This is a genomic window from Arthrobacter sp. BK1, assembly GCF_056680055.1.
Map to the genome: position 1 here is coordinate 3,650,827 of NZ_CM155263.1, position 18,955 is coordinate 3,669,781.

At 63.6% G+C, this 18,955-nt stretch carries 19 protein-coding genes and 1 pseudogene; 11 read left to right on the forward strand and 9 right to left on the reverse strand.

Annotated elements, in window-relative coordinates; translation table 11 throughout:
• Positions 1 to 276: 276 nt before the first annotated feature.
• The gene (gene typA / locus AC1MCA_RS16725; RefSeq protein ID WP_479799365.1) at positions 277 to 2,205 is read left to right on the forward strand and encodes a translational GTPase TypA; all 1,929 of its coding nucleotides are present in this window, start codon (positions 277 to 279) and stop codon (positions 2,203 to 2,205) included.
• Positions 2,206 to 2,311: 106 nt separating this feature from the next.
• Here the strand turns inward: typA and AC1MCA_RS16730 are convergent, their stop codons facing one another.
• Positions 2,312 to 2,551 carry a putative acetyltransferase gene (locus AC1MCA_RS16730; protein WP_479799367.1) on the reverse strand — a complete coding sequence of 80 codons (240 nt, stop codon included), beginning with the start codon at positions 2,549 to 2,551 and terminating at the stop codon, positions 2,312 to 2,314.
• A 132-nt stretch (positions 2,552 to 2,683) separates the two neighbouring features.
• On the opposite strand from AC1MCA_RS16730, the gene fdxA reads away from it, so the two are divergent.
• The 3 genes from fdxA to AC1MCA_RS16745 all read left to right on the forward strand — a co-directional run bounded on the left by fdxA (position 2,684) and on the right by AC1MCA_RS16745 (position 5,682).
• On the forward strand, positions 2,684 to 3,007 hold the full coding sequence (gene fdxA, locus AC1MCA_RS16735) for a ferredoxin (protein ID WP_108600463.1): 324 nt from the start codon (positions 2,684 to 2,686) through the stop codon (positions 3,005 to 3,007).
• Between the two features lie 13 nt (positions 3,008 to 3,020).
• Positions 3,021 to 4,169 carry a succinyldiaminopimelate transaminase gene (gene dapC, locus AC1MCA_RS16740; protein ID WP_479799368.1) on the forward strand — a complete coding sequence of 383 codons (1,149 nt, stop codon included), beginning with the start codon at positions 3,021 to 3,023 and terminating at the stop codon, positions 4,167 to 4,169.
• A 229-nt stretch (positions 4,170 to 4,398) separates the two neighbouring features.
• On the forward strand, positions 4,399 to 5,682 hold the full coding sequence (locus AC1MCA_RS16745) for a citrate synthase (RefSeq protein WP_108598205.1): 1,284 nt from the start codon (positions 4,399 to 4,401) through the stop codon (positions 5,680 to 5,682).
• A gap of 205 nt (positions 5,683 to 5,887) precedes the next feature.
• On the opposite strand, the gene galE is transcribed toward AC1MCA_RS16745, so the two are convergent.
• Positions 5,888 to 6,901 carry a UDP-glucose 4-epimerase GalE gene (gene galE / locus AC1MCA_RS16750; RefSeq protein ID WP_479799371.1) on the reverse strand — a complete coding sequence of 338 codons (1,014 nt, stop codon included), beginning with the start codon at positions 6,899 to 6,901 and terminating at the stop codon, positions 5,888 to 5,890.
• Positions 6,902 to 6,966: 65 nt separating this feature from the next.
• On the opposite strand from galE, the gene AC1MCA_RS16755 reads away from it, so the two are divergent.
• Positions 6,967 to 7,587 (forward strand): TetR/AcrR family transcriptional regulator, encoded by a 621-nt coding sequence (locus AC1MCA_RS16755; protein WP_479799373.1) that lies wholly within the window; start codon positions 6,967 to 6,969, stop codon positions 7,585 to 7,587.
• Between the two features lie 107 nt (positions 7,588 to 7,694).
• Entirely contained in the window at positions 7,695 to 8,306 is a 612-nt protein-coding gene (locus AC1MCA_RS16760) for a hypothetical protein (RefSeq protein ID WP_479799376.1), read from the forward strand.
• A 38-nt stretch (positions 8,307 to 8,344) separates the two neighbouring features.
• On the opposite strand, the gene AC1MCA_RS16765 is transcribed toward AC1MCA_RS16760, so the two are convergent.
• Positions 8,345 to 9,202: a transglycosylase SLT domain-containing protein gene (locus tag AC1MCA_RS16765; protein ID WP_479799377.1), complete on the reverse strand. Its 858-nt coding sequence runs from the start codon at positions 9,200 to 9,202 to the stop codon at positions 8,345 to 8,347.
• Positions 9,203 to 9,209: 7 nt separating this feature from the next.
• The gene (gene dapD / locus AC1MCA_RS16770; protein WP_479799378.1) at positions 9,210 to 10,229 is read right to left on the reverse strand and encodes a 2,3,4,5-tetrahydropyridine-2,6-dicarboxylate N-succinyltransferase; all 1,020 of its coding nucleotides are present in this window, start codon (positions 10,227 to 10,229) and stop codon (positions 9,210 to 9,212) included.
• A gap of 50 nt (positions 10,230 to 10,279) precedes the next feature.
• Between dapD and dapE the strand changes: the two genes are divergently transcribed.
• On the forward strand, positions 10,280 to 11,416 hold the full coding sequence (dapE, locus tag AC1MCA_RS16775; protein WP_479799381.1) for a succinyl-diaminopimelate desuccinylase: 1,137 nt from the start codon (positions 10,280 to 10,282) through the stop codon (positions 11,414 to 11,416).
• A 63-nt stretch (positions 11,417 to 11,479) separates the two neighbouring features.
• On the opposite strand, the gene AC1MCA_RS16780 is transcribed toward dapE, so the two are convergent.
• From AC1MCA_RS16780 to AC1MCA_RS16795, 4 genes are all read right to left on the reverse strand, one after another.
• Complete coding sequence (locus AC1MCA_RS16780; RefSeq protein WP_479799383.1) at positions 11,480 to 12,337, reverse strand: amino acid ABC transporter permease; 858 nt, start codon at positions 12,335 to 12,337, stop codon at positions 11,480 to 11,482.
• Positions 12,334 to 12,984, reverse strand: a complete 651-nt coding sequence (locus AC1MCA_RS16785; protein WP_131682771.1) for an ABC transporter permease subunit — start codon at positions 12,982 to 12,984, stop codon at positions 12,334 to 12,336. Before AC1MCA_RS16785 ends, AC1MCA_RS16780 begins: the two co-directional genes overlap by 4 nt.
• Before the next feature lie 93 nt (positions 12,985 to 13,077).
• Positions 13,078 to 13,965 carry a glutamate ABC transporter substrate-binding protein gene (locus tag AC1MCA_RS16790; protein ID WP_108598693.1) on the reverse strand — a complete coding sequence of 296 codons (888 nt, stop codon included), beginning with the start codon at positions 13,963 to 13,965 and terminating at the stop codon, positions 13,078 to 13,080.
• Positions 13,966 to 14,041: 76 nt separating this feature from the next.
• Positions 14,042 to 14,797 (reverse strand): amino acid ABC transporter ATP-binding protein, encoded by a 756-nt coding sequence (locus AC1MCA_RS16795; RefSeq protein ID WP_108598694.1) that lies wholly within the window; start codon positions 14,795 to 14,797, stop codon positions 14,042 to 14,044.
• Positions 14,798 to 14,913: 116 nt separating this feature from the next.
• Between AC1MCA_RS16795 and AC1MCA_RS16800 the strand changes: the two genes are divergently transcribed.
• The 4 genes and pseudogenes from AC1MCA_RS16800 (at position 14,914) to AC1MCA_RS16815 (ending at position 18,041) form a co-directional block, all read left to right on the forward strand.
• Complete coding sequence (locus AC1MCA_RS16800; protein ID WP_108598695.1) at positions 14,914 to 15,696, forward strand: LOG family protein; 783 nt, start codon at positions 14,914 to 14,916, stop codon at positions 15,694 to 15,696.
• Between the two features lie 366 nt (positions 15,697 to 16,062).
• A pseudogene (locus AC1MCA_RS16805) lies at positions 16,063 to 16,392 on the forward strand (DivIVA domain-containing protein); the annotation flags it as partial.
• The gene (locus AC1MCA_RS16810) at positions 16,389 to 17,639 is read left to right on the forward strand and encodes a hypothetical protein (protein ID WP_479799389.1); all 1,251 of its coding nucleotides are present in this window, start codon (positions 16,389 to 16,391) and stop codon (positions 17,637 to 17,639) included. The pseudogene AC1MCA_RS16805 and the gene AC1MCA_RS16810, both read left to right, overlap by 4 nt.
• 234 nt (positions 17,640 to 17,873) lie before the next feature.
• Positions 17,874 to 18,041 carry a DUF3117 domain-containing protein gene (locus AC1MCA_RS16815; protein WP_009357720.1) on the forward strand — a complete coding sequence of 56 codons (168 nt, stop codon included), beginning with the start codon at positions 17,874 to 17,876 and terminating at the stop codon, positions 18,039 to 18,041.
• Positions 18,042 to 18,094: 53 nt separating this feature from the next.
• Here AC1MCA_RS16815 and AC1MCA_RS16820 read toward each other — a convergent pair whose 3' ends face one another.
• Positions 18,095 to 18,727: an O-methyltransferase gene (locus AC1MCA_RS16820; protein WP_108599315.1), complete on the reverse strand. Its 633-nt coding sequence runs from the start codon at positions 18,725 to 18,727 to the stop codon at positions 18,095 to 18,097.
• Positions 18,728 to 18,955 lie beyond the last annotated feature (228 nt).

Consider the following 18,955-nt stretch of genomic DNA (forward strand, 5'->3'; position numbering starts at 1 on the left):
GATCCTTCGGTTGGAGCCGGTGCCCTCAGGGCACCGGCTCCTTCTTTTCCCACGGCCAGCCACGGATTCGGGTGAGCTTCGTCACCCCCGCCGGCGCGATGGGCGGGATTCTAACCCCGGCGGGGTGCCGTCCGGCTGCGATTTTTAGGCCAATAAATGCCTCAGCGTCTAGAATGATGGAAGGCGCCCTGTGTTAATGGGCCAATCCGTCGTGCGTTCCGGTTGGAAATGCGGCGATACAACAGCTGACTTCACCACTGAATCGAGCACTCACGCATGTCTGAAACCACCACCAACACCGCGGTAGCCACTGCATCGCGCAGTGACCTGCGCAACGTCGCGATCGTGGCCCACGTTGACCACGGCAAGACCACTTTGGTCGACGCCATGCTCAAGCAGACCAACTCTTTTGCCGAGCACAACCACCTCGAAGACCGCGTGATGGACTCCGGTGACCTGGAGCGCGAAAAAGGCATCACCATCCTGGCCAAGAACACCACCGTGGCCTACAACGGACCGTCCTCCAAGGGCGAGACCATCACCATCAACGTGATCGACACCCCCGGCCACGCCGATTTCGGTGGCGAGGTGGAGCGCGGCCTGTCCATGGTCGACGGCGTTGTACTCCTCGTTGACGCTTCCGAAGGTCCGCTGCCGCAGACCCGCTTCGTGCTGCGCAAGGCCCTGGCCGCGCACCTGCCGGTTATCCTGCTGGTCAACAAGACCGACCGCCCCGACGCCCGCATCGAAGAGGTTGTCCACGAGTCCATGGACCTGCTCCTGGGCCTCGCCTCGGACCTCGCCGATGAAGTACCGGACCTGGACCTGGACAAGATCCTCGAAGTTCCGGTTGTCTACGCAGCCGCCAAGGTTGGCCGCGCATCCCTCGAGCAGCCCGCCGACGGCAGCGCTCCGGACAACGAAGACCTGGAGCCGCTGTTCCAGACCATCATCGAGCACATCCCGGCGCCTACCTACAACCCGAATGGTGTCCTGCAGGCTCACGTGACCAACCTTGACGCCTCGCCGTTCCTGGGCCGTCTCGCACTGCTGCGCATCTACAACGGCACCCTGCGCAAGGGCCAGACCGTCGCCTGGGCGCGCGCCAACGGAGAGCTCAAGAACGTCAAGATCACCGAACTCCTCGCCACCAAGGCACTGGACCGCGTCCCGGCAGAGTCCGCAGGCCCGGGTGAAATCGTCGCCGTCGCCGGCATCGAGGAAATCACCATCGGTGAGACCCTCACCGATGTCGATAACCCGCAGCCGCTGCCGCTGATCACCGTGGACGATCCCGCCATCTCCATGACGATCGGTATCAACACCTCCCCGCTGGCCGGCAAGGTCAAGGGCGCCAAGGTCACGGCCCGCCAGGTAAAGGACCGCCTGGACAAGGAACTGATCGGTAACGTCTCCATCAAGGTGCTCCCCACCGAGCGTCCTGACGCCTGGGAAGTCCAGGGCCGTGGCGAGCTCGCGCTGGCCATCCTGGTTGAGCAGATGCGCCGTGAAGGCTTCGAACTGACCGTGGGCAAGCCGCAGGTTGTCACCAAGACCATCGATGGCAAGATCCACGAGCCGATGGAACACATGACCATCGACGTGCCCGAGGAATACCTCGGCGCCGTCACTCAGCTGATGGCCGCCCGCAAGGGCCGCATGACCAACATGGCCAACCACGGCACCGGCTGGTGCCGCATGGAGTTCATCGTTCCGGCCCGTGGCCTGATCGGTTTCCGCACCAAGTTCCTCACGGACACCCGTGGCGCCGGCATCGCTGCGTCCATCTCCGAGGGCTACGAGCCCTGGGCCGGCCCGATCGAGTACCGCACCAACGGTTCCATGATCGCCGACCGCGCCGGTGTTGTGACCCCGTTCGCCATGATCAACCTGCAGGAGCGCGGTTCCTTCTTCGTGAAGCCCACCTCCGAGGTTTATGAAGGCATGATCGTCGGCGAGAACTCCCGCGCCGATGACATGGACGTGAACATCACCAAGGAAAAGAAGCTCACCAACATGCGTGCAGCTTCCTCGGACACCTTCGAGAACCTGACGCCGCCGCGCGATCTCACCCTCGAAGAGTCACTCGAATTCGCCCGCGAGGACGAATGTGTTGAGGTTACGCCGGAGTCCATCCGCATCCGCAAGCTCATCCTCGACACCAACGAGCGCGCCAAGTCCAACCGTGCACGCGCCAAGGTCTAAGCACTAACGCACGCCTCAAGAAAAAACTGCCGGTACGGCAGGCGGGATTCCCGCCGTCGTACCGGCAGTTTCTTTTTTGCCTGAAGTGGGCAGCCGCGTTTGGACCTCAGTTGCGGGGTCGGCGCCGCGGGGGAGCGGGCGGCACTTCCTTGGCTGCAACCACACGTTCCAAGGGGATTACGACGTCGGCCTGCCGGGTGCGGACGGTGCATTCGCCGTCGGCGGTGCCTACCAGCAGTCCCAGCGCGTCGGTCAGGCCGCCTTCGACCCGGTACCGGACCACCACCCGGGTTTCGGGGGAAGCGGACGCCAGGAATTCGACGGGGGACGGCGGGGGGAGACTCACCACTTCATACTAAGTGGGCGGCTAGGTTCGCGGGAACGGGCTGGGAGATAATAGGCTCAGAAGTCAACAGTCCGGCCAACGTGCCGGATTCAGTGCCGGCGGATGCCGGAAAATCGTGGAGAGGCCAGGGACGTGACGTACGTAATCGCGCAGCCGTGTGTAGATGTCAAGGACAAGGCATGTATTGAGGAGTGCCCCGTTGACTGCATCTATGAGGGTGAGCGTTCCCTGTACATCCATCCGGATGAGTGCGTCGACTGTGGCGCCTGCGAGCCGGTTTGCCCGGTGGAGGCCATCTACTACGAGGATGACACCCCGGAAGAGTGGGCCGACTACTACAAGGCCAACGTAGAGTTCTTCGATGACCTGGGCTCGCCCGGTGGCGCTGCCAAGATCGGCAACACGGGCAAGGACCACCCGATGATCGCCGCCCTGCCGCCGCAGAACCAAGACTGACCCGGGCCCACCGTTGACCGCAGCCGTGAACAGCTTTGGCCTGAGCCTGCCCGACTACCCCTGGGAGGCCATGGCACCATACCTCGCCAAGGCCTCGGAGCACCCTGGCGGGGCCGTGAATCTCTCCATCGGGACTCCGGTGGACCCGACTCCGGCCTTGATCCAGGAGGCCCTGAGGGCCGCAGCGAATGCCCCCGGGTACCCCACGGTCCATGGCACCGTTCCGCTGCGGGAAGCCATCGCTGCGTGGTTCGAGCGGCGCCGGGGCGTTCCCGGGCTGGACCCGAAGAACATCATGCCCACCGTCGGTTCCAAGGAACTGGTGGCGTGGCTGCCGCTGCTGTTGGGACTCAAGCCGGGCGACGTCGTCGTCCGTCCCAAAGTTGCCTACCCCACCTACGACATCGGCGCCACATTTGCCGGTGTCACGTCGGTGGCAACGGACAACCTCGACGAGCTGGATGAAGCCACCCGCTCCCGCGTCCGGCTGATCTGGGTCAATTCTCCGGGAAACCCCACCGGCAGTGTCCGGGATATTGAGTCACTGAAGGCCCTGGTGGCGCAGGCGCGGGAAATCGGTGCCGTCGTGGCGTCGGACGAGTGCTACGCCGAGCTCGGCTGGGGCACCTGGGACGTCCAGCGCGGCGGCCAACAGGTGCCCAGCGTTCTGGACCCCCGCGTGGCCGGCGGCTCCCATGACGGATTGTTGGCCGTCTACTCGCTGAGCAAGCAGTCCAACGTTGCCGGCTACCGCGCCGCCTTCGTGGCAGGCGATCCGGTGATCATGGCCAATCTGGTCAACAGCCGCAAGCACGCAGGCATGATCGTTCCGTACCCTGTGCAGGAGGCCATGCGTGTGGCGCTCGGTGACGACGCCCATGTCAATGCACAGAAGGATCTTTACCGCGGACGCCGGGAACGCCTTGTGCCCGCACTGCAGGAGTTCGGGCTGGAGATCAAGGATTCCGACGCCGGGCTCTACCTTTGGTCCACGGCTGGGGAGAACACATGGGAAACCGTGGACCGCCTTGCTGCGCGCGGCATTGTGGTGGGGCCGGGAGTCTTCTACGGCGAGGCAGGCAACGGATTTGTGCGCGTTGCGCTGACCGGCACCGACGAGCGGATCGACGCAGCAGTCTCCAGGCTGGCTTCAGCACCGTAACAATGGTGTGACTCGCACCACAATCGCAGCCTTTTGAGGGGGTTTCCACCGTCGCCGATTAGTGGCACACGCCATGGGGGCGGTACTTTTTAAGTGACTATCAATGGTGGCTTTCTACAAGATGGCAGCCCGGGTGTTGTATTCCTGAACGAACAGGGACGGCGCGCGGCTCACCGGATGTTGGATCAAGCTTTCGACAGAGGCCCAGACGCCTCATGAAGGGGACTCCATGACTGAGACCAACAGCGCAACCCTGCACCATGCAGGTGGCGAGCTCAAGCTCCCGCGCATCCAGGTTGTTGAAGGAAACGAAGGCTACGACGTTTCCAAGCTGCTCAAGCAGACGGGCGCAGTCACTTTTGACCCCGGCTTCATGAACACCGCAGCAACCACTTCCGCTATCACCTACATCGACGGCGATGCCGGAATCCTGCGCTACCGTGGATACCCCATCGAGCAGCTGGCACAGCACTCCAGCTTCCTCGAGGTCTCCTACCTCTTGATCTACGGCAACCTGCCCAGCCCCACCGAGCTGGAAGAGTTCGACCAGAAGATCCGCCGCCACACCCTGTTGCACGAAGAGCTCAAGGGCTTCTTCAGCGGCTTCCCGCGCGACGCACACCCGATGCCGGTCCTGTCATCGGCAGTCTCGGCGCTGTCCACGTTCTACCAGGATTCGCTGGACCCCTTCAACGCCGAGCAGGTGGAGGTCTCCACCATCCGACTGATGGCCAAAATGCCGGTCATCGCGGCGTACGCGCACAAGAAGTCCATCGGTCAGCCCATGCTGTACCCGGACAACTCCCACAACCTCGTGGAAAACTTCATGCGCCTGAGCTTCGGCCTTCCTGCCGAGCAGTATGAGGTGGACCCGGTGATCGCCAAGGCGCTGGACCTCCTGCTGATCCTGCACGCGGACCACGAGCAGAACTGTTCCACCTCCACGGTGCGCCTGGTGGGCTCCTCCAACGCCAACCTGTTCGCTTCCGTCTCTGCAGGAATCAACGCCCTGTTCGGCCCCGCCCATGGCGGCGCCAACGAAGCGGTCCTCAAGATGCTCCGCCAGATCCAGGCCGACGGCACCAAGCCTGAGGACTACATGGAGAAGGTCAAAAACAAGGAAGACGGCGTCCGCCTCATGGGCTTCGGACACCGTGTGTACAAGAACTACGATCCCCGCGCCAAGATCGTCAAGGCCACGGCCCACGAGATCCTCACGAAGCTCGGCGGCAACGACGAACTGCTCGAGATCGCCCTGCGCCTGGAAGAGAAGGCGCTGAACGATGACTACTTCATCCAGCGCAAGCTCTACCCGAACGTGGACTTCTACACCGGCCTGATCTACAAGGCCATGGGTTTCCCGGAGAAGATGTTCACCGTGCTGTTCGCGATCGGCCGCCTGCCGGGCTGGATCGCCCAGTGGCGTGAAATGATCAGCGACCCCAATACCAAGATCGGCCGCCCGCGCCAGCTGTACATCGGCGAACCCGAGCGCGATTACCCGGTGCGCTGATACACCCCAACTGAATAACGACGGCGGCCGGTCACCTTCTCCTCGAAGGTGACCGGCCGCCGTCGTTAAGCACCACTAAAGCAGCGCGGGGTCACTCCACGCCCAATAAAGCGTCCCGGGAGGACGTTAAGTGACCCTCCCCGCCCGCACCCTATCCTCGCAAGCTCGGCCAGGGAACCCTGCAGGCGTGGGCCCACGTTGCAGTTTAGGCCGAGTAGCCCTGGGGGTTGTTCTTCTGCCAGCGCCAGTGGTCCTCGCACATTTGATCGACCGTCTTGGTGGTGGACCAGCTCAGGTCGGCCAGGGCGGAGGTCGCGTCAGCCCAGAAGGCGGGAAGATCGCCTGCACGCCGTTCGGTGATCTCGTAGGGGATCGGCCGGCCCACGGCCTTCTCGAAGGAGCGCAGGACCTCCAGTACGGAGGATCCCTTGCCGGAGCCCAGGTTCCAGCGGAACACGCCTGTACGCTCCGCTACGTGGTTGAGCGCGGCCACGTGGCCGCCGGCGAGGTCGACGACGTGAATGTAGTCGCGGAGGCACGTGCCGTCGGGCGTATCGTAATCGCCGCCGAAGACCATCAGCTTCTCGCGGCGCCCCACCGCTACCTGGGCGATGAAGGGAACCAGATTGTTGGGAATGCCCTGGGGATCCTCGCCGATGCGGCCGGACGGGTGGGCACCCACCGGGTTGAAGTAGCGCAGCAGCGCGATGTGCCAGCGGGGATCTGCGTCGCCGAGGTCCGAGAGGATGTCCTCGATCTGTTCCTTGGTGCGGCCGTAGGGGTTGTTGGCGCCGATCTCCATCTTTTCCACGTAGGGGACGGGGTTGTGCTCGCCGTACACGGTGGCGGAGGAGCTGAAGACGATGGAGCGGACGTCATGGCGGTCCATGACCCGGATCAGGTTCAGTGTGCCCACCAGGTTGTTGTAGTAGTACTTCAGCGGTTCCCGGACAGACTCGCCTACGGCCTTAAGCCCGGCGAAGTGGATGACGGCGTCGATCGACTGCCCCGCGAATACACTTTCCACTGCGGCTTCATCCACCAGATCCACGTTGTGGAATTCAGCGGTCTTGCCACTAAGCTCGGCAACCCGGCGCAGGGATTCCTCGCTGGAGTTCACCAGATTGTCGATCACCACAACGTCATGACCGGCTTCCTGCAGGGACAAAACAGTGTGGGAGCCGATGTACCCGGTGCCACCTGTGACCAGAATTTTCATGCCCCCAACGCTATCCCACATCCGGGGATAAGTGGATTACCGCACAGGTGTGCTAAATAGTAGTAGTGCCTAAAATTGTTGATGCCGAAGCCCGGCGTGCGGACATTGTTGACGCTGTTTTCCGGATCATTGCCGTAGACGGGCTCGAACGTGCGTCGCTGCGTGAGGTTGCAGATGAGGCCGGCCTGGCGGTTGGCTCCGTCCGGCACTACTTTGCCGGGAGCGAGGAACTGCTCCATCACAGCTTTGCCTCGGTGGTGGACCGGATATCGGCCCGGCTGCAGGCCGCACTGCCGGCAGTCACGGAGGGCGCACCCGGCAGTGTTCAGCAGCGTGAGGCCGTATTAACACTGCTGGGTGAATTCCTGCCCCTTGATGAGGAGCGGGCGGTGGACGTCTGCGTCTGGATGGCATTCCGGAACGCGGCCAGGATCCGCCCCTTCCTGACCCCTGTTGCCGACCGGAGCCACCGGGAAGTAGCGGCCGTCGTCGGGCAGGTGATCACTGCCATGGTGGCGGACGACGAAGACGGGCAGCAATCGCTGGTGGTTGAGGCCGAGCGGCTGCTTGCAACGATCGACGGGCTGTGCATGCACGCCCTCCTCCAGCCCGAATGGATGACGGCAGTGATGTGCCGCGACGTCCTTGACCGGCACTTGGCCGGCCTGGCCGTTCCCGCCGCCTGACCTGTACTTTCCTGCCACACGTCCGGCGGCATCGGGAATAGACTGGGAGACGGGGAAGCGGAGCCGGGTGACCACACCGGATCAGGCAGGCGTCGGGAGGAATAGGGATGAATCAAACTGGCGGTTCCGGCTGGCAGATCACCACGGACACGTCCGGGCCGCTGATGATTGCGTTGTTTGTCCGGGATGCGGCAGGGCTCGACGGCGCCGGCCACCCGGCGTTATCTCACGCCTCCCCCAAAATCCGGCCTGCAGACCACACGCATCTCACCGCAGAGGTAGGCGGACTGAGCGCCCTCAAGACCGAATGGGAAGCCTGGTGGGAGCAGTTGCTCAAGGCCCATCCCCAGACATCGCCGGAGCTGACCCCACCCGAATTTGAGGCGTTCGGTAACTCCCCGGCGCTCCAGCGCGTGCTGCAGGCGCACTTCGGCACGGCCCTGACCTGGGCCCGCGAACGCCGCAGTGAATACGCCCAGCTCGAAGCGGAGCGAGTGGCCAGCGGATCAGATCAGTTGTTGAACGACATGGTGGGTGACCGGCTCATGGAAGTTGGCCGCAAGGCCCGCGACTTCAACCTGACAATAATTGAACTGCCGTTGGATGAGCAGCGGGCCTGGTATATGGAGCCGGACAAGATCCTCATGAGCCATGAGCTGATGTCGCAGCCGGAACTCTTCCGCAGCTACGTCCAGCCGGTGGTGGAAATCCTGGCCTGAGGCAGGATCTGCCCGGCCTTTGCCCTCGTGCCGGCGGGTCAGGTGCCGGTGCCTGCCGGTGCCACAGTGATCCGGACCTGGCCAACGGCAACCCCGCCATCCTGCCAGCCGTCTTCAGCCTGGCGTTGCCAGCTCTTACCGGCGACATCAACACGGGTGATGGAAAGGTCCTTGGCGTTGGCAACGGCCCAGTGGGCAACGGACCAGGCCTGGCTGCCGCTGGCTTCAACCACCAGTGACTCACCTTCGGTGAACGTGCCCAGCGGCCCGTATGCCAGGGCGAGCCCGGATTCAACGGCCGAAGGAAGGCCCGCCTCCTGCGCTGCCCGAAGAGTGCATTGCACCGACTCCGGGGTTTGTCCGCTCAGGCCTGAAGCAAAGGAGCGGCCCATATCCTCGTGCTGGGCATACGCCTGGGGATACGCCGAGCGCTGGACGCGTTGGGCGGCGTCGGTAATCTCCAGCGACTCGTAGCCGGGAATCTTAATCAGGGCATCGTAGAAGGCGTTGGCGGCATAGACGGGATCCATGACCTGCGCCTCGGTTCCCCAACCTTGGGAGGGCCGCTGCTGGAACAGCCCACGCGAATCGGGCCCGGCCTGGTCGCCGTGGCCGATATTGCGCAGCTTGGATTCCTGCATGGCCGTTGCCAGGGCGATGCTGGCAGCCCGCGGCGGGAGCCCGCGCTGCACGGCAACAGCTGTGATCAGGGCCGCATTGCCCGCCTGGTCCGTGGCAAGCTCCGCGACCTGCGTTCCGACGTCGGCCGTGCAGCGCTCCGTGACGAGGGTTTCGGAGCGCTGCAGGAAAGACACAGCAGTGTAGATACCGCCGGCTACCAGTGCCAGCGTCAGCAGGAGTACGGCAAAGCGCCGTGCACCACGTCCACGTGCCACGGACGGGTCAGTTAGCGTGGAGGGCGTCGTTGAGTTCCACGGTCTGGCCCCGGCGCGGCAGCGCTTCCACGGCGCCGGTGGTGGAGTTGCGACGGAAGAGGAGGTTGGGGACCCCGGACAGCTCTGCAGCCTTCACGATTTTGGTGGTGTCTTCGCCGACCTCGTCCTTGGGGCCGGGAACGCGGACACGGGTTCCCGCGGTGACGTAGAGCCCCGCCTCCACCACGGAGTCGTCGCCGATGCTGATGCCCACGCCGGAGTTGGCACCCAGCAGGACGCGTTCGCCGATGGAGATTTTTTCCTTGCCACCGCCGGAAAGGGTGCCCATGATCGATGCGCCGCCGCCCACGTCGCTGCCGTCGCCGGTTACCACACCGGCCGAGATGCGGCCCTCCACCATGGACGTGCCCAGGGTGCCGGCATTGAAGTTCACAAAGCCTTCGTGCATGACGGTGGTGCCTTCGGCAAGATGGGCGCCCAGCCGGACACGGTCAGCGTCGGCAATCCGGACGCCGGAGGGCACTACGTAATCCACCATGCGCGGGAACTTGTCGATGCCGTAGACGGTGACTGCACCGCGACGGCGCAGCTTGGCACGGGTCAGCTCGAATCCCTCCACCGCGGCGGGCCCGAAGTTGGTCCAGACCACGTTGGGGAGCCTGCCGAAGACGCCGTCCAGGTTGATGGTGTTGGGCTTGACCAGGCGGTGCGAGAGGAGGTGCAGCCGGAGGTAGGCATCGGCGGTGTCGGCCGGCGGTGAATCAAGGTGGATCTGGGCGAAGACCACTTTCTGTTCGGTTCCGCGATCCGGGTCCGCGCCATTTTCGGCAAGCTCGAGCAGGGATTCGTCCGCGTTTTCCACAGCACGAAGCCTTTCGGCCGCTATCCCCAGGGCCGGCGCGGGAAACCAGACGTCAAGAATGGTGGCGTCGGCGGCGATGGTTGCCAGGCCAAAGCCGTAGGCGGAACGGTCCTCAGTGGTGGTGTTCTGGTTTTCGGGCACGGCAGAAGTAGCGGTCTCAGTCATGGCCCCAGTCTAGCGAGAGCCGGGCATCCGGTTCGAACTAGACTGGCAACGTGACTGCTGAAACCGCCCCCAAGTCCCTTACCGCGCCATTGGACCTCCGCCAGGACGTGGCACTTCTCACCGCGGCCGTGATGGACATCAACAGTGTGTCCGGGAACGAGAAGGAGCTGGCTGATGCGATCGACGCGGCGCTCCGGAGCATCCCGGGGCTGCAGATCGTCCGCGACGGCGACTCCATCATCGCGCGCACCGAACTCGGGCTGCCGGAACGGGTCATCCTCGCCGGCCATCTGGACACGGTTCCGCTGCCCATCACCGAAGGTGCCCGCGGCACGGTGCCTTCAACGTGGGAGTCCGGCACTGCGGGGGAGGGCGTCCTGTACGGGCGCGGAGCCACGGACATGAAGGGCGGCGTCGCAGTCCAGCTCGCGCTGGCGGCCACAATGTTCGACGGCGGGGCCGCGCCAACGCGGGACGTCACCTTTGTCTTTTACGACCATGAGGAAGTGGAAGCGGTGAAAAGCGGTCTGGGCCGCCTGGTCCGTAACCACGGGCACCTTTTGGACGGGGACTTCGCCATCCTCCTTGAGCCGACCCATGGCACCGTGGAGGGTGGCTGCAACGGCACCAGCCGCTTCGAGGCCACCACCGTGGGGGAGGCCGCACATTCCGCCCGGGCGTGGATGGGCAGTAATGCCATCCACGCTGCGGCACCCATCCTTGCCCGCCTGGCGGCCTACGAGCCACGGACCGTCAACGTCGATGGCCTGGACTACCGGGAAAGCCTTAATGCCGTGAAGATCAATGGCGGCACAGCCGGCAACGTCATTCCGGACCGCTGCGTGGTGGAAATCAACTACCGCTTCGCGCCGGACAAGTCCCCGGACCAGGCAGAGGCGCACGTCCGGGAACTGCTGGAAGGCTTCGAGGTGGTCCGCACGGACGCTGCCGCCGGCGCCCGGCCGGGACTGAACCACCCTGCTGCCGCCTCCTTCGTGGCCGCGGTCGGAGCTGAGCCCAAACCGAAATACGGCTGGACCGACGTCGCGCGCTTCAGCGAACTGGGCATCCCTGCGGTGAACTTCGGCCCCGGCGATCCGCTGCTGGCGCATAAGGACAATGAGCACGTTGACGCGGACGCCATCCGGGAATGCCTTCGGGCGCTGCGGAGCTGGCTCACCGCCTGATGCAGAAACAGAAGGATCCGCAGCCTGGAGGCTGCGGATCCTTCTGTTTGTGTGGGGGTCGGCTTACTTGGGTTCCTTCACCTCAGGAAGTTCAGGTGCGACGACGGCGGTTGGGGCCTTCGCGACACCGCCGGCGGCCTTGTTTGAACCACGGCGCTCGATCCAGACTGCGATCCGGGAAACGACGATGTTGATCGCAATGTAGATTGCAGCGGCCACGAAGAAGATGGGGAACAGGAAGGCGTTCCCCAGGAAGTCCGCCATGACCTGCACTGCCCGCAGGAGCTCGCCGTAGGCCACGATGTAGCCAAGCGACGTGTCCTTCAGGAGCACCACGAGCTGGGCAACCAGGGACGGCATCATCCGCCGGACGGCCTGGGGCAGCTCGATCAGCATCCGGGACTGGAAGCTGGTCAGGCCGATTGTCAGGCCAGCCTCCCGCTGGCCCTTGGGCAGTGACTGGATGCCGGCCCGGATGATCTCCGCGAAAATAGCGGCGTTGTAGAGCACCAGCCCGGCAATCACTGCGATGAAGGAGCTGGTGCCGAACACCAGCAGGACAAACAGCATCATGAGGACAACTGGCATGCCGCGCAGGAACTCAAGGACCACGCGGGTGGGAATCCGGATCCAGGCAACCAGCGAGATCCGCAGGAGGCAAAGCATCAGGCCCAACGGAAACGCGATCACTGCGGCAATGGCGGCGGCACTGAGGGTGGCGCCGATACCGTTGCCCAGAAGCCGCCAGACGTCGGCACGGGTGAAGATGGCCCAGCGGCGGCCTTCAAAGATGCCCTGCTGGGCCAATGTCATGATGATGAAGGCGAGCAGGCCGAGAATCAGGACGGTTCCAATGATGGAACCGATCAGCGATATCCGGCGTGCTTTCGGACCGGGGACGTCGTAAAGGACTGAAGTCATCGGGCAATCGCCACCTTTCGCTCCACCGTGCTCGCCAGAATGCCGAGCGGGATGGTGAGGAGCAGATAGAAGAATGCCACGCCGAGCAGCACGGCCATGACCTGGTCGCCGTTGGCGTTCGCCATCTGGCGGCCGTAGCCGAACAGTTCAAGCACGAAGAATGCGCCGGCCACTGAAGAGTTCTTGACGAGGGCGATGATGATGTTGATCAACGGCGGGATCACCGTCCGGAGGGCCTGCGGCAGGATGATCAGGGAGAGCACCTGGCCGAACTTCATGCCGATGCTTCGTGCCGCTTCCGCCTGGCCGATGGGAACACTGTTGACGCCGGAACGGACAGCCTCGGCAATGAAGGCGGCTGTGTACGCGCTGAGGGCGATGATGGCAGCGACCTCAAACTGCTCAAATGTCACACCGAGGCGGGGCAGGACGATCGCTGCGAAAAAGAAGGCAATGGTCAGCGGGGTGTTCCGGAGGACTTCCACGTAAACGGTGCTGAAACCCCGGAGGGCGGCAACGGGGGAGACACGCGCTGCTGCCAAAAGTGTTCCGACAACGAGTGCGATGATCCCGGAGACGACGGACAGGAAAAGAGTGCGGAGAAGGCCTTCCCAGTACAGGGGGAGGTTTTCAATGATGACTTCCATAGGATCCTTCGGCTCTGGGCGTTGGGGGCGAAGACGGGGAAACGGTTGCCGGGACGGGGCAGAAGGCTCCGTCCCGGCAAACGCAGGTGCCGGTTAGTAGCGGTTGATCTCGGGGAGCGCCGGGGCGGTCTTAATGACAGCGCCCGCGGTGGCTTCCCAGGCCTTCTTGTAAGACCCGTCTTCTTCGAATGCCTCAAGCTGGTCGTTGATCCAGTTGCGGAACTCGGTGTCGCCCTTCTTCAGGCCGATGCCATAAGGCTCCTTGGTGAAGGTTTCGTCCGAAGCCAGCTTGAAGGCTTCAGGCTCCTTGTCCACGAAGCCGGCGAGGATCACGTTGTCCGTGGTGATGGCTTCAACCTGCTTGTTGCGCAGCGGCTCCAGGCAAGCGGAGTATGTGGCCGCAGGAACCAGCTCGGCCTTGTACTTGTCCACAATGGTGGCAGCAGGCGTTGAACCGGTAACCGAGCAGACCTTCTTGCCGGCGACGTCTTCAGGCTTCTTGATGGTGTCGTTGTCCTTGTTGACCATCAGCGCCTGACCGGCCTCGTAGTACGGTCCGGCAAAGTCCACAACGGTCTTGCGCTTGTCGTTGATGGTGTAGGTCGCGATGACCAGGTCCACCTTGCCCTGCTCAATGAAGGGTTCGCGGTTGGCGGAGACGGTCTCGGACCACTCGATCTTGTCAGCCGCGATACCCAGCTTGGCGGCGATCAACTTGCCCATCTCGACGTCGAAGCCCACGGGCTTGCCGTCAAGGCCGACCTGGCCGAAGAGGGGCTGATCGTACTTGGTGCCGATCTTGATGGTGCCGGCCGAGGCGAGCTTCTCCATGGTGGTGCCTGCAGCGAATGTCGGCTTCTCGGCAACCGTGGGATCGCTGGTGGTGCTGGGGGCGTCGCCGCCACAGGCGCTCAGGGACAAAGCCAAGGCAGCGGTAGCCGCCACGAAGAACGACTTCCGCCGGGTCATAAATGCCTTCATGACATTCCTTTCATTGATCGGCCGTGGGTCACGGCCTGGATGCGAACTGGAGTGTGTGTTCGTTTGTGGGTGGTGGTTAGTGGGTGAGCAGCTTGGACAGGAAGTCCTTGGCGCGGTCACTCTTGGGGTTGGTAAAGAATTCCTCCGGCGTGGCATCTTCGACGATCTGGCCGTCAGCCATGAACACCACGCGGTCCGCAGCCTTCCGCGCGAAGCCCATCTCGTGGGTGACCACCACCATGGTCATCCCTTCTTTTGCCAGCTGGATCATGACATCAAGGACTTCGTTGATCATCTCGGGGTCCAGTGCCGAGGTGGGCTCATCAAAGAGCATGACCTTGGGTTTCATGGCGAGGGCACGGGCGATGGCAACACGCTGCTGCTGCCCGCCGGACAGCTGCGCGGGGAGTTTGGGCGCCTGGTGTCCCACACCAACCCGCTCCAGCAGCGCCATGGCTTCCTTGTCAGCCTGCGCCTTGGCTACGCCCTTGACCTTGATGGGCCCCAGCGTCACGTTTTCCAGGATGGTCTTGTGCGCGAAAAGATTGAAGGACTGGAACACCATGCCGACATCCGCGCGGAGCTGCGCGAGTTCTTTGCCTTCTTCGGGCAGCACCTTGCCGTCGATGCTGATGGTGCCGCCCTCGATTGTTTCCAGGCGGTTGATGGCCCGGCACAGGGTGGACTTACCGGATCCCGACGGCCCGATGACAACAACAACTTCGCCCTTGCGGACGTGCAGATTGATGTCCTTCAGAACGTGCAGCTGACCGTAATGCTTATTCACACCATTCAGGGAGACGAGCGCGTCGCCAGGCACAGGAGTAGTCATAAGAAGAATCTAGCGAACAATGGCTGTTTATGAGGTGAATCACCCCAAAGTCGCGCGGATCGTGATTCAAGAGATACCTGCCGCCGCCAGCGCGGCGGTGGGTCTAGCCTTGGGAGATGAGCATCAACGCAGACCCGGCCAAAACTTCCCAGCCGCGCCGCAAGGGTCCCCTCGAACTTCGACGCAAGCAAGCTGCCGTGGAAATGTCTGACCAGCATCTGCTGGATACCAAGGGCCCGGGTCAGTTCGTCCACACCGACCCCTGGCGGGTCCTGCGGATCCAGAGCGAGTTTGTTGAGGGCTTCGGGGCACTGGCGGATCTGGGACCCGCCGTGAGTGTCTTCGGCTCCGCCAGGACAAAGCCGGGCAGCCAGTACTACGAAATGGGCGTCGAGGTGGGCCGGCATCTCGCTGCCGCCGGCGTGGCAGTTATTACCGGCGGCGGCCCCGGTTCCATGGAGGCCGCCAACCGCGGCACCGTGGAGGGCAACGGCGTGTCGGTTGGCCTGGGCATTGAACTCCCCTTTGAGCAGGGCCTGAACCAGTGGGTGGACCTCGGCATTAACTTCCGCTACTTTTTTGCACGAAAGACCATGTTCGTAAAATACGCGCAGGGATTCATCGTCCTTCCGGGTGGACTGGGCACCCTGGATGAACTTTTCGAGGCGATGGTCCTGGTTCAGACCCGCAAGGTGACGTCGTTTCCGATCGTGTTGCTCGGCGTCGACTTCTGGGGTCCCATGATCGAATGGATCCGTGGAACCCTCGTGGCTGAGGGCATGGTCTCGGAAAAGGATCTGGACCTGATTCAACTTGTTGATGATCCTGCCGAAGCGGTGCAGCGGGTGCTGCACGAAGGTATTACGCCCTCGCTGAACGGCGAACAGCGGCCTGAATAACCAGTCCGCGTGGCCCGCACATCCGGATCTGGCACGATGGGTGCTGTGAGTTTTTTCCTGGTCTTCCTAGCCATCGTGCTGATCGGCGCCACTCTATGGGCCGGCACCGGTGGCAGCCGCGGCCTTCTCGGGCGCTTCCGCAGGGGCGCCGCTCCTGACGCCGGAAGGCCAGCGCCCGACGCCGGGACGGACGTTGCCGCTGCTCCCGCCGCAGGGACGGTCGTTGCCGCTGCTCCCGCCGCAGGGACGGTCGTTGCCGCTGCTCCCGCCGCAGGGACGGACGTTGCTGGCGCTCCCGCCGTTGGATCGGGCTCCCGCGGAACAGAGGCTGCCGAGCAGAAGGCCGCAAGGCCGGAAGCACCCGCACGTGGGCTCCTGTTCGGCGGGTTTGAACAGCCACCAGCCAACCTTCCTCCCGTCTTGTTGCCTGCCGAAGCCGCCCCTGCGGACATCGACCGGATCCGCTTCTCCCTGGGGCTCCGTGGCTACCGCATGGACCAGGTGGACCAGGTCCTGGACGAACTGCGCGACCAGCTCGCTGCCAAGGACGAGGAAGTAGCCAGGCTCCGCGCCCGCCTGGCTGACGCCGACCGGGGGGACACCGACCGGGCGGACACCGACCGGGGGGACACCGACCGGGGGGACACCGACCGGGTGGCTGCAGAGCGGGCCGCGACGCAGGAGTCCGGCGCTTGAGCACGGAAACAGGCGACCGGACAGGCCCAAGAGCCTCGGTCAGCGCCGCTGCCACGCGTGCCGCCGGCGTACTCCAACGGTGGCCCTGGTGGCTGCAGGTGGGTGTGCTCTACGCCGTCTCACGGCTGGTCAGCGCTTGCGTTTTCATGGCTGCAGCGCTTCACCAGGGACCCAACCCGTGGTTTCCTTCGAAGCCTGACTATTGGAATTTCATCAATATCTGGGACGCCCGCTGGTACGGGCGGATTGTCACCGAGGGCTATCCGTCTGTCCTCCCGACGGACGACGCCGGCAACGTGCAGGAAAATGCCTGGGCGTTCTACCCGCTCTTTCCGGCACTGGCACGTGCGCTGTCCGGGCTGACAGGGCTGAATCCGGCGGCGTCGCTGACCATCATCGCCATGGTTTCCGGCCTGGCGGCGGCCCTGATGGTGTACAGCCTGTTCAGGCACAAGGCTCCACACGGTACGGCACTCTGGGGTGTTGCCTTCTTTTCGGCTTTTCCCGTATCCGCCATTCTCCAGGTGCCTTACGCGGAGCCGCTGACCGTATTCCTACTTGCTACAGCGTTACTCCTGATCATCAGGCACCGTTACGTCTGGGCTATTCCGGTGGTAATTCTGTTGTGCCTTTCACGCCCGGTTGGGGTTCCCTTTGCGATGATGCTGGGACTTCTTTTTGTTGTCCGGCTGGTGGAACGGGTCCGCGGTAGTGAGCCGGGCCTGACCCCCGGCCTTCGTGAGCTGGCATCGTTGGCCGGCCTCACCGCTGTGTGCGGGGCCTCTGCCTTGCTCTGGCCGGCAGCGGCCTGGTTGGCAACCGGCGACATCGAGGCGTATACCAAGACCGAAACGGTGTGGCGCGGGCACGACCTCGTGCTATTCAAGCCGTGGTTCGATACCGGAACCGTCCTCTTCGGGCCGGTCCTGGGAATAGTGGCCCCATTTGTCTTTGCCGCCCTTTTCGGACTCATGCTGTTTACTCCGGCTGTGGTCAGGCTCGGCGTCGAGCTCCGGCTGTGGTGTGCCTGCTACATGGGCTATCTCCTCCTTTTCCTGCACCCGCAGACCAGCACCTTCCGAATGCTGTTGCCCCTTTTTCCGCTGGCTCTCGGCGCCGCACTCCTGTCCCGTTCCCGCGCCTACCGCGGGACGGTTATTACAATGTTTGTCCTGCTCCAGATCGTTTGGATTGTCTGGCTGTGGGCATGGGCCCAATTGCCGGGCGGCGGTGATTATCCACCGTGATCCCGGGCGCCGACAGGCCGGCCATTCGGAGAATGCGACGCGGCCGGAAATGTCCATCGATTAGCTACGTACGGGTAATTACGGGATAATAGTTAGTAAGCAAGGACAAAATCATTCAGAAATGTTCGGCCATGGCGGCATCAGTACGTGCCGCCATAGCGGCTTGATATGACCACGCGGACACAGCCCGCCCGGGCTGGAATGTCCTGGGACTAAATGGAGGGGAAATTCCTCATGGCGGCTATGAAACCACGCACCGGCGACGGCCCTATGGAAGTCACCAAAGAGGGCCGCAGCCTGATCATGCGCGTTCCGCTCGAAGGCGGCGGACGCCTGGTGGTCGAACTTAACGCGGCGGAAGCGGCAAACCTCAAGGAATGCCTCGTAGGCGTTACCGAATAATCTTCCGACGTGACAGGGCCCGCAGCTTGCAAGCTGCGGGCCCTGTCACGTTTCTACTTCTTGACCGCTACCAACAGTCCGTCGCCGGTGGGCAGCATCGCCGAAGCCAGACGGTCGTCGTCGCGGATGGCCTTGCCCACCTGGCGGAGAATCACAGTGTTGGCGTCCCGGGCAGCGGGATTGGCGACGCGGTCTTTGTCCAAGGCGTCATTGATGATCAGGAGGCCGCCGGTCTTCAGGAGCCGGATCCCCTGTTCCACGTAGCCGGGCAGCCCGGGCTTGTCAGCGTCGACAAACACGAGGTCATAAGCGGCGTCGGTCAGGCGCGGCAGCACATCGCCTGCACGTCCGGAGATGGTACGGGTGCGGTTGGCCGGACTCCCGGCTTCGGAAAATGCCTCCCGGGCGGCCTTAAGGTGCTCCACATCGACGTCGATGGTGGTCAGCACGGCCTGCGGGCCCAGGCCCCGCAGGATGCACACTCCGGAAACTCCGGCCCCGGTTCCGATTTCGACGGCGGTCTGGGCTTTGGAGCCGGCGGCAAGCACCGTGAGAACCGCGCCGACGCCCTGGCCGATGGGCGTCACGCCCAGCTCGAAGGAGCGTTCCCTCGCCCGAAGCATGACCTCATCCTCTGCGGGCAGATCTTCTGCATAGGACCAGCTCGTGGACTTGTCGGCGCTCATGGGGGATTCGCTTTCTGGGCGGCAGGGGAGTGTTGAATACAGCCTACTGTGTCCGCGCGTACCATCCGCGGAGGGCAACCTGTTGCGCCTTTGGCTGAAAACAACCCCGGTCAGGTAATTCCCAGCCAATTTTGAAATGATAAGTATCCGGTCATCCGCAAGGCGGCCGGCGCCGAATCAGTGATGACAAGTATCCGGGCGTCAGCAAATGCACGAGGGGAGTGGACG

Bases quoted from the DNA above. Each gene is read 5' to 3' on its own strand.
- AC1MCA_RS16815 (WP_009357720.1), top strand. From the start codon at position 17,874: ATGGCGGCTATGAAACCACGCACCGGCGACGGCCCTATGGAAGTCACC.
- AC1MCA_RS16745 (WP_108598205.1), top strand. From the start codon at position 4,399: ATGACTGAGACCAACAGCGCAACCCTGCACCATGCAGGTGGCGAGCTC.
- dapD (WP_479799378.1), bottom strand. From the start codon at position 10,229: ATGACTGAGACCGCTACTTCTGCCGTGCCCGAAAACCAGAACACCACC.
- AC1MCA_RS16790 (WP_108598693.1), bottom strand. From the start codon at position 13,965: ATGAAGGCATTTATGACCCGGCGGAAGTCGTTCTTCGTGGCGGCTACC.
- AC1MCA_RS16760 (WP_479799376.1), top strand. From the start codon at position 7,695: ATGAATCAAACTGGCGGTTCCGGCTGGCAGATCACCACGGACACGTCC.
- typA (WP_479799365.1), top strand. From the start codon at position 277: ATGTCTGAAACCACCACCAACACCGCGGTAGCCACTGCATCGCGCAGT.
- AC1MCA_RS16795 (WP_108598694.1), bottom strand. From the start codon at position 14,797: ATGACTACTCCTGTGCCTGGCGACGCGCTCGTCTCCCTGAATGGTGTG.
- AC1MCA_RS16785 (WP_131682771.1), bottom strand. From the start codon at position 12,984: ATGGAAGTCATCATTGAAAACCTCCCCCTGTACTGGGAAGGCCTTCTC.
- AC1MCA_RS16800 (WP_108598695.1), top strand. From the start codon at position 14,914: ATGAGCATCAACGCAGACCCGGCCAAAACTTCCCAGCCGCGCCGCAAG.
- galE (WP_479799371.1), bottom strand. From the start codon at position 6,901: ATGAAAATTCTGGTCACAGGTGGCACCGGGTACATCGGCTCCCACACT.
- AC1MCA_RS16780 (WP_479799383.1), bottom strand. From the start codon at position 12,337: ATGACTTCAGTCCTTTACGACGTCCCCGGTCCGAAAGCACGCCGGATA.
- AC1MCA_RS16820 (WP_108599315.1), bottom strand. From the start codon at position 18,727: ATGAGCGCCGACAAGTCCACGAGCTGGTCCTATGCAGAAGATCTGCCC.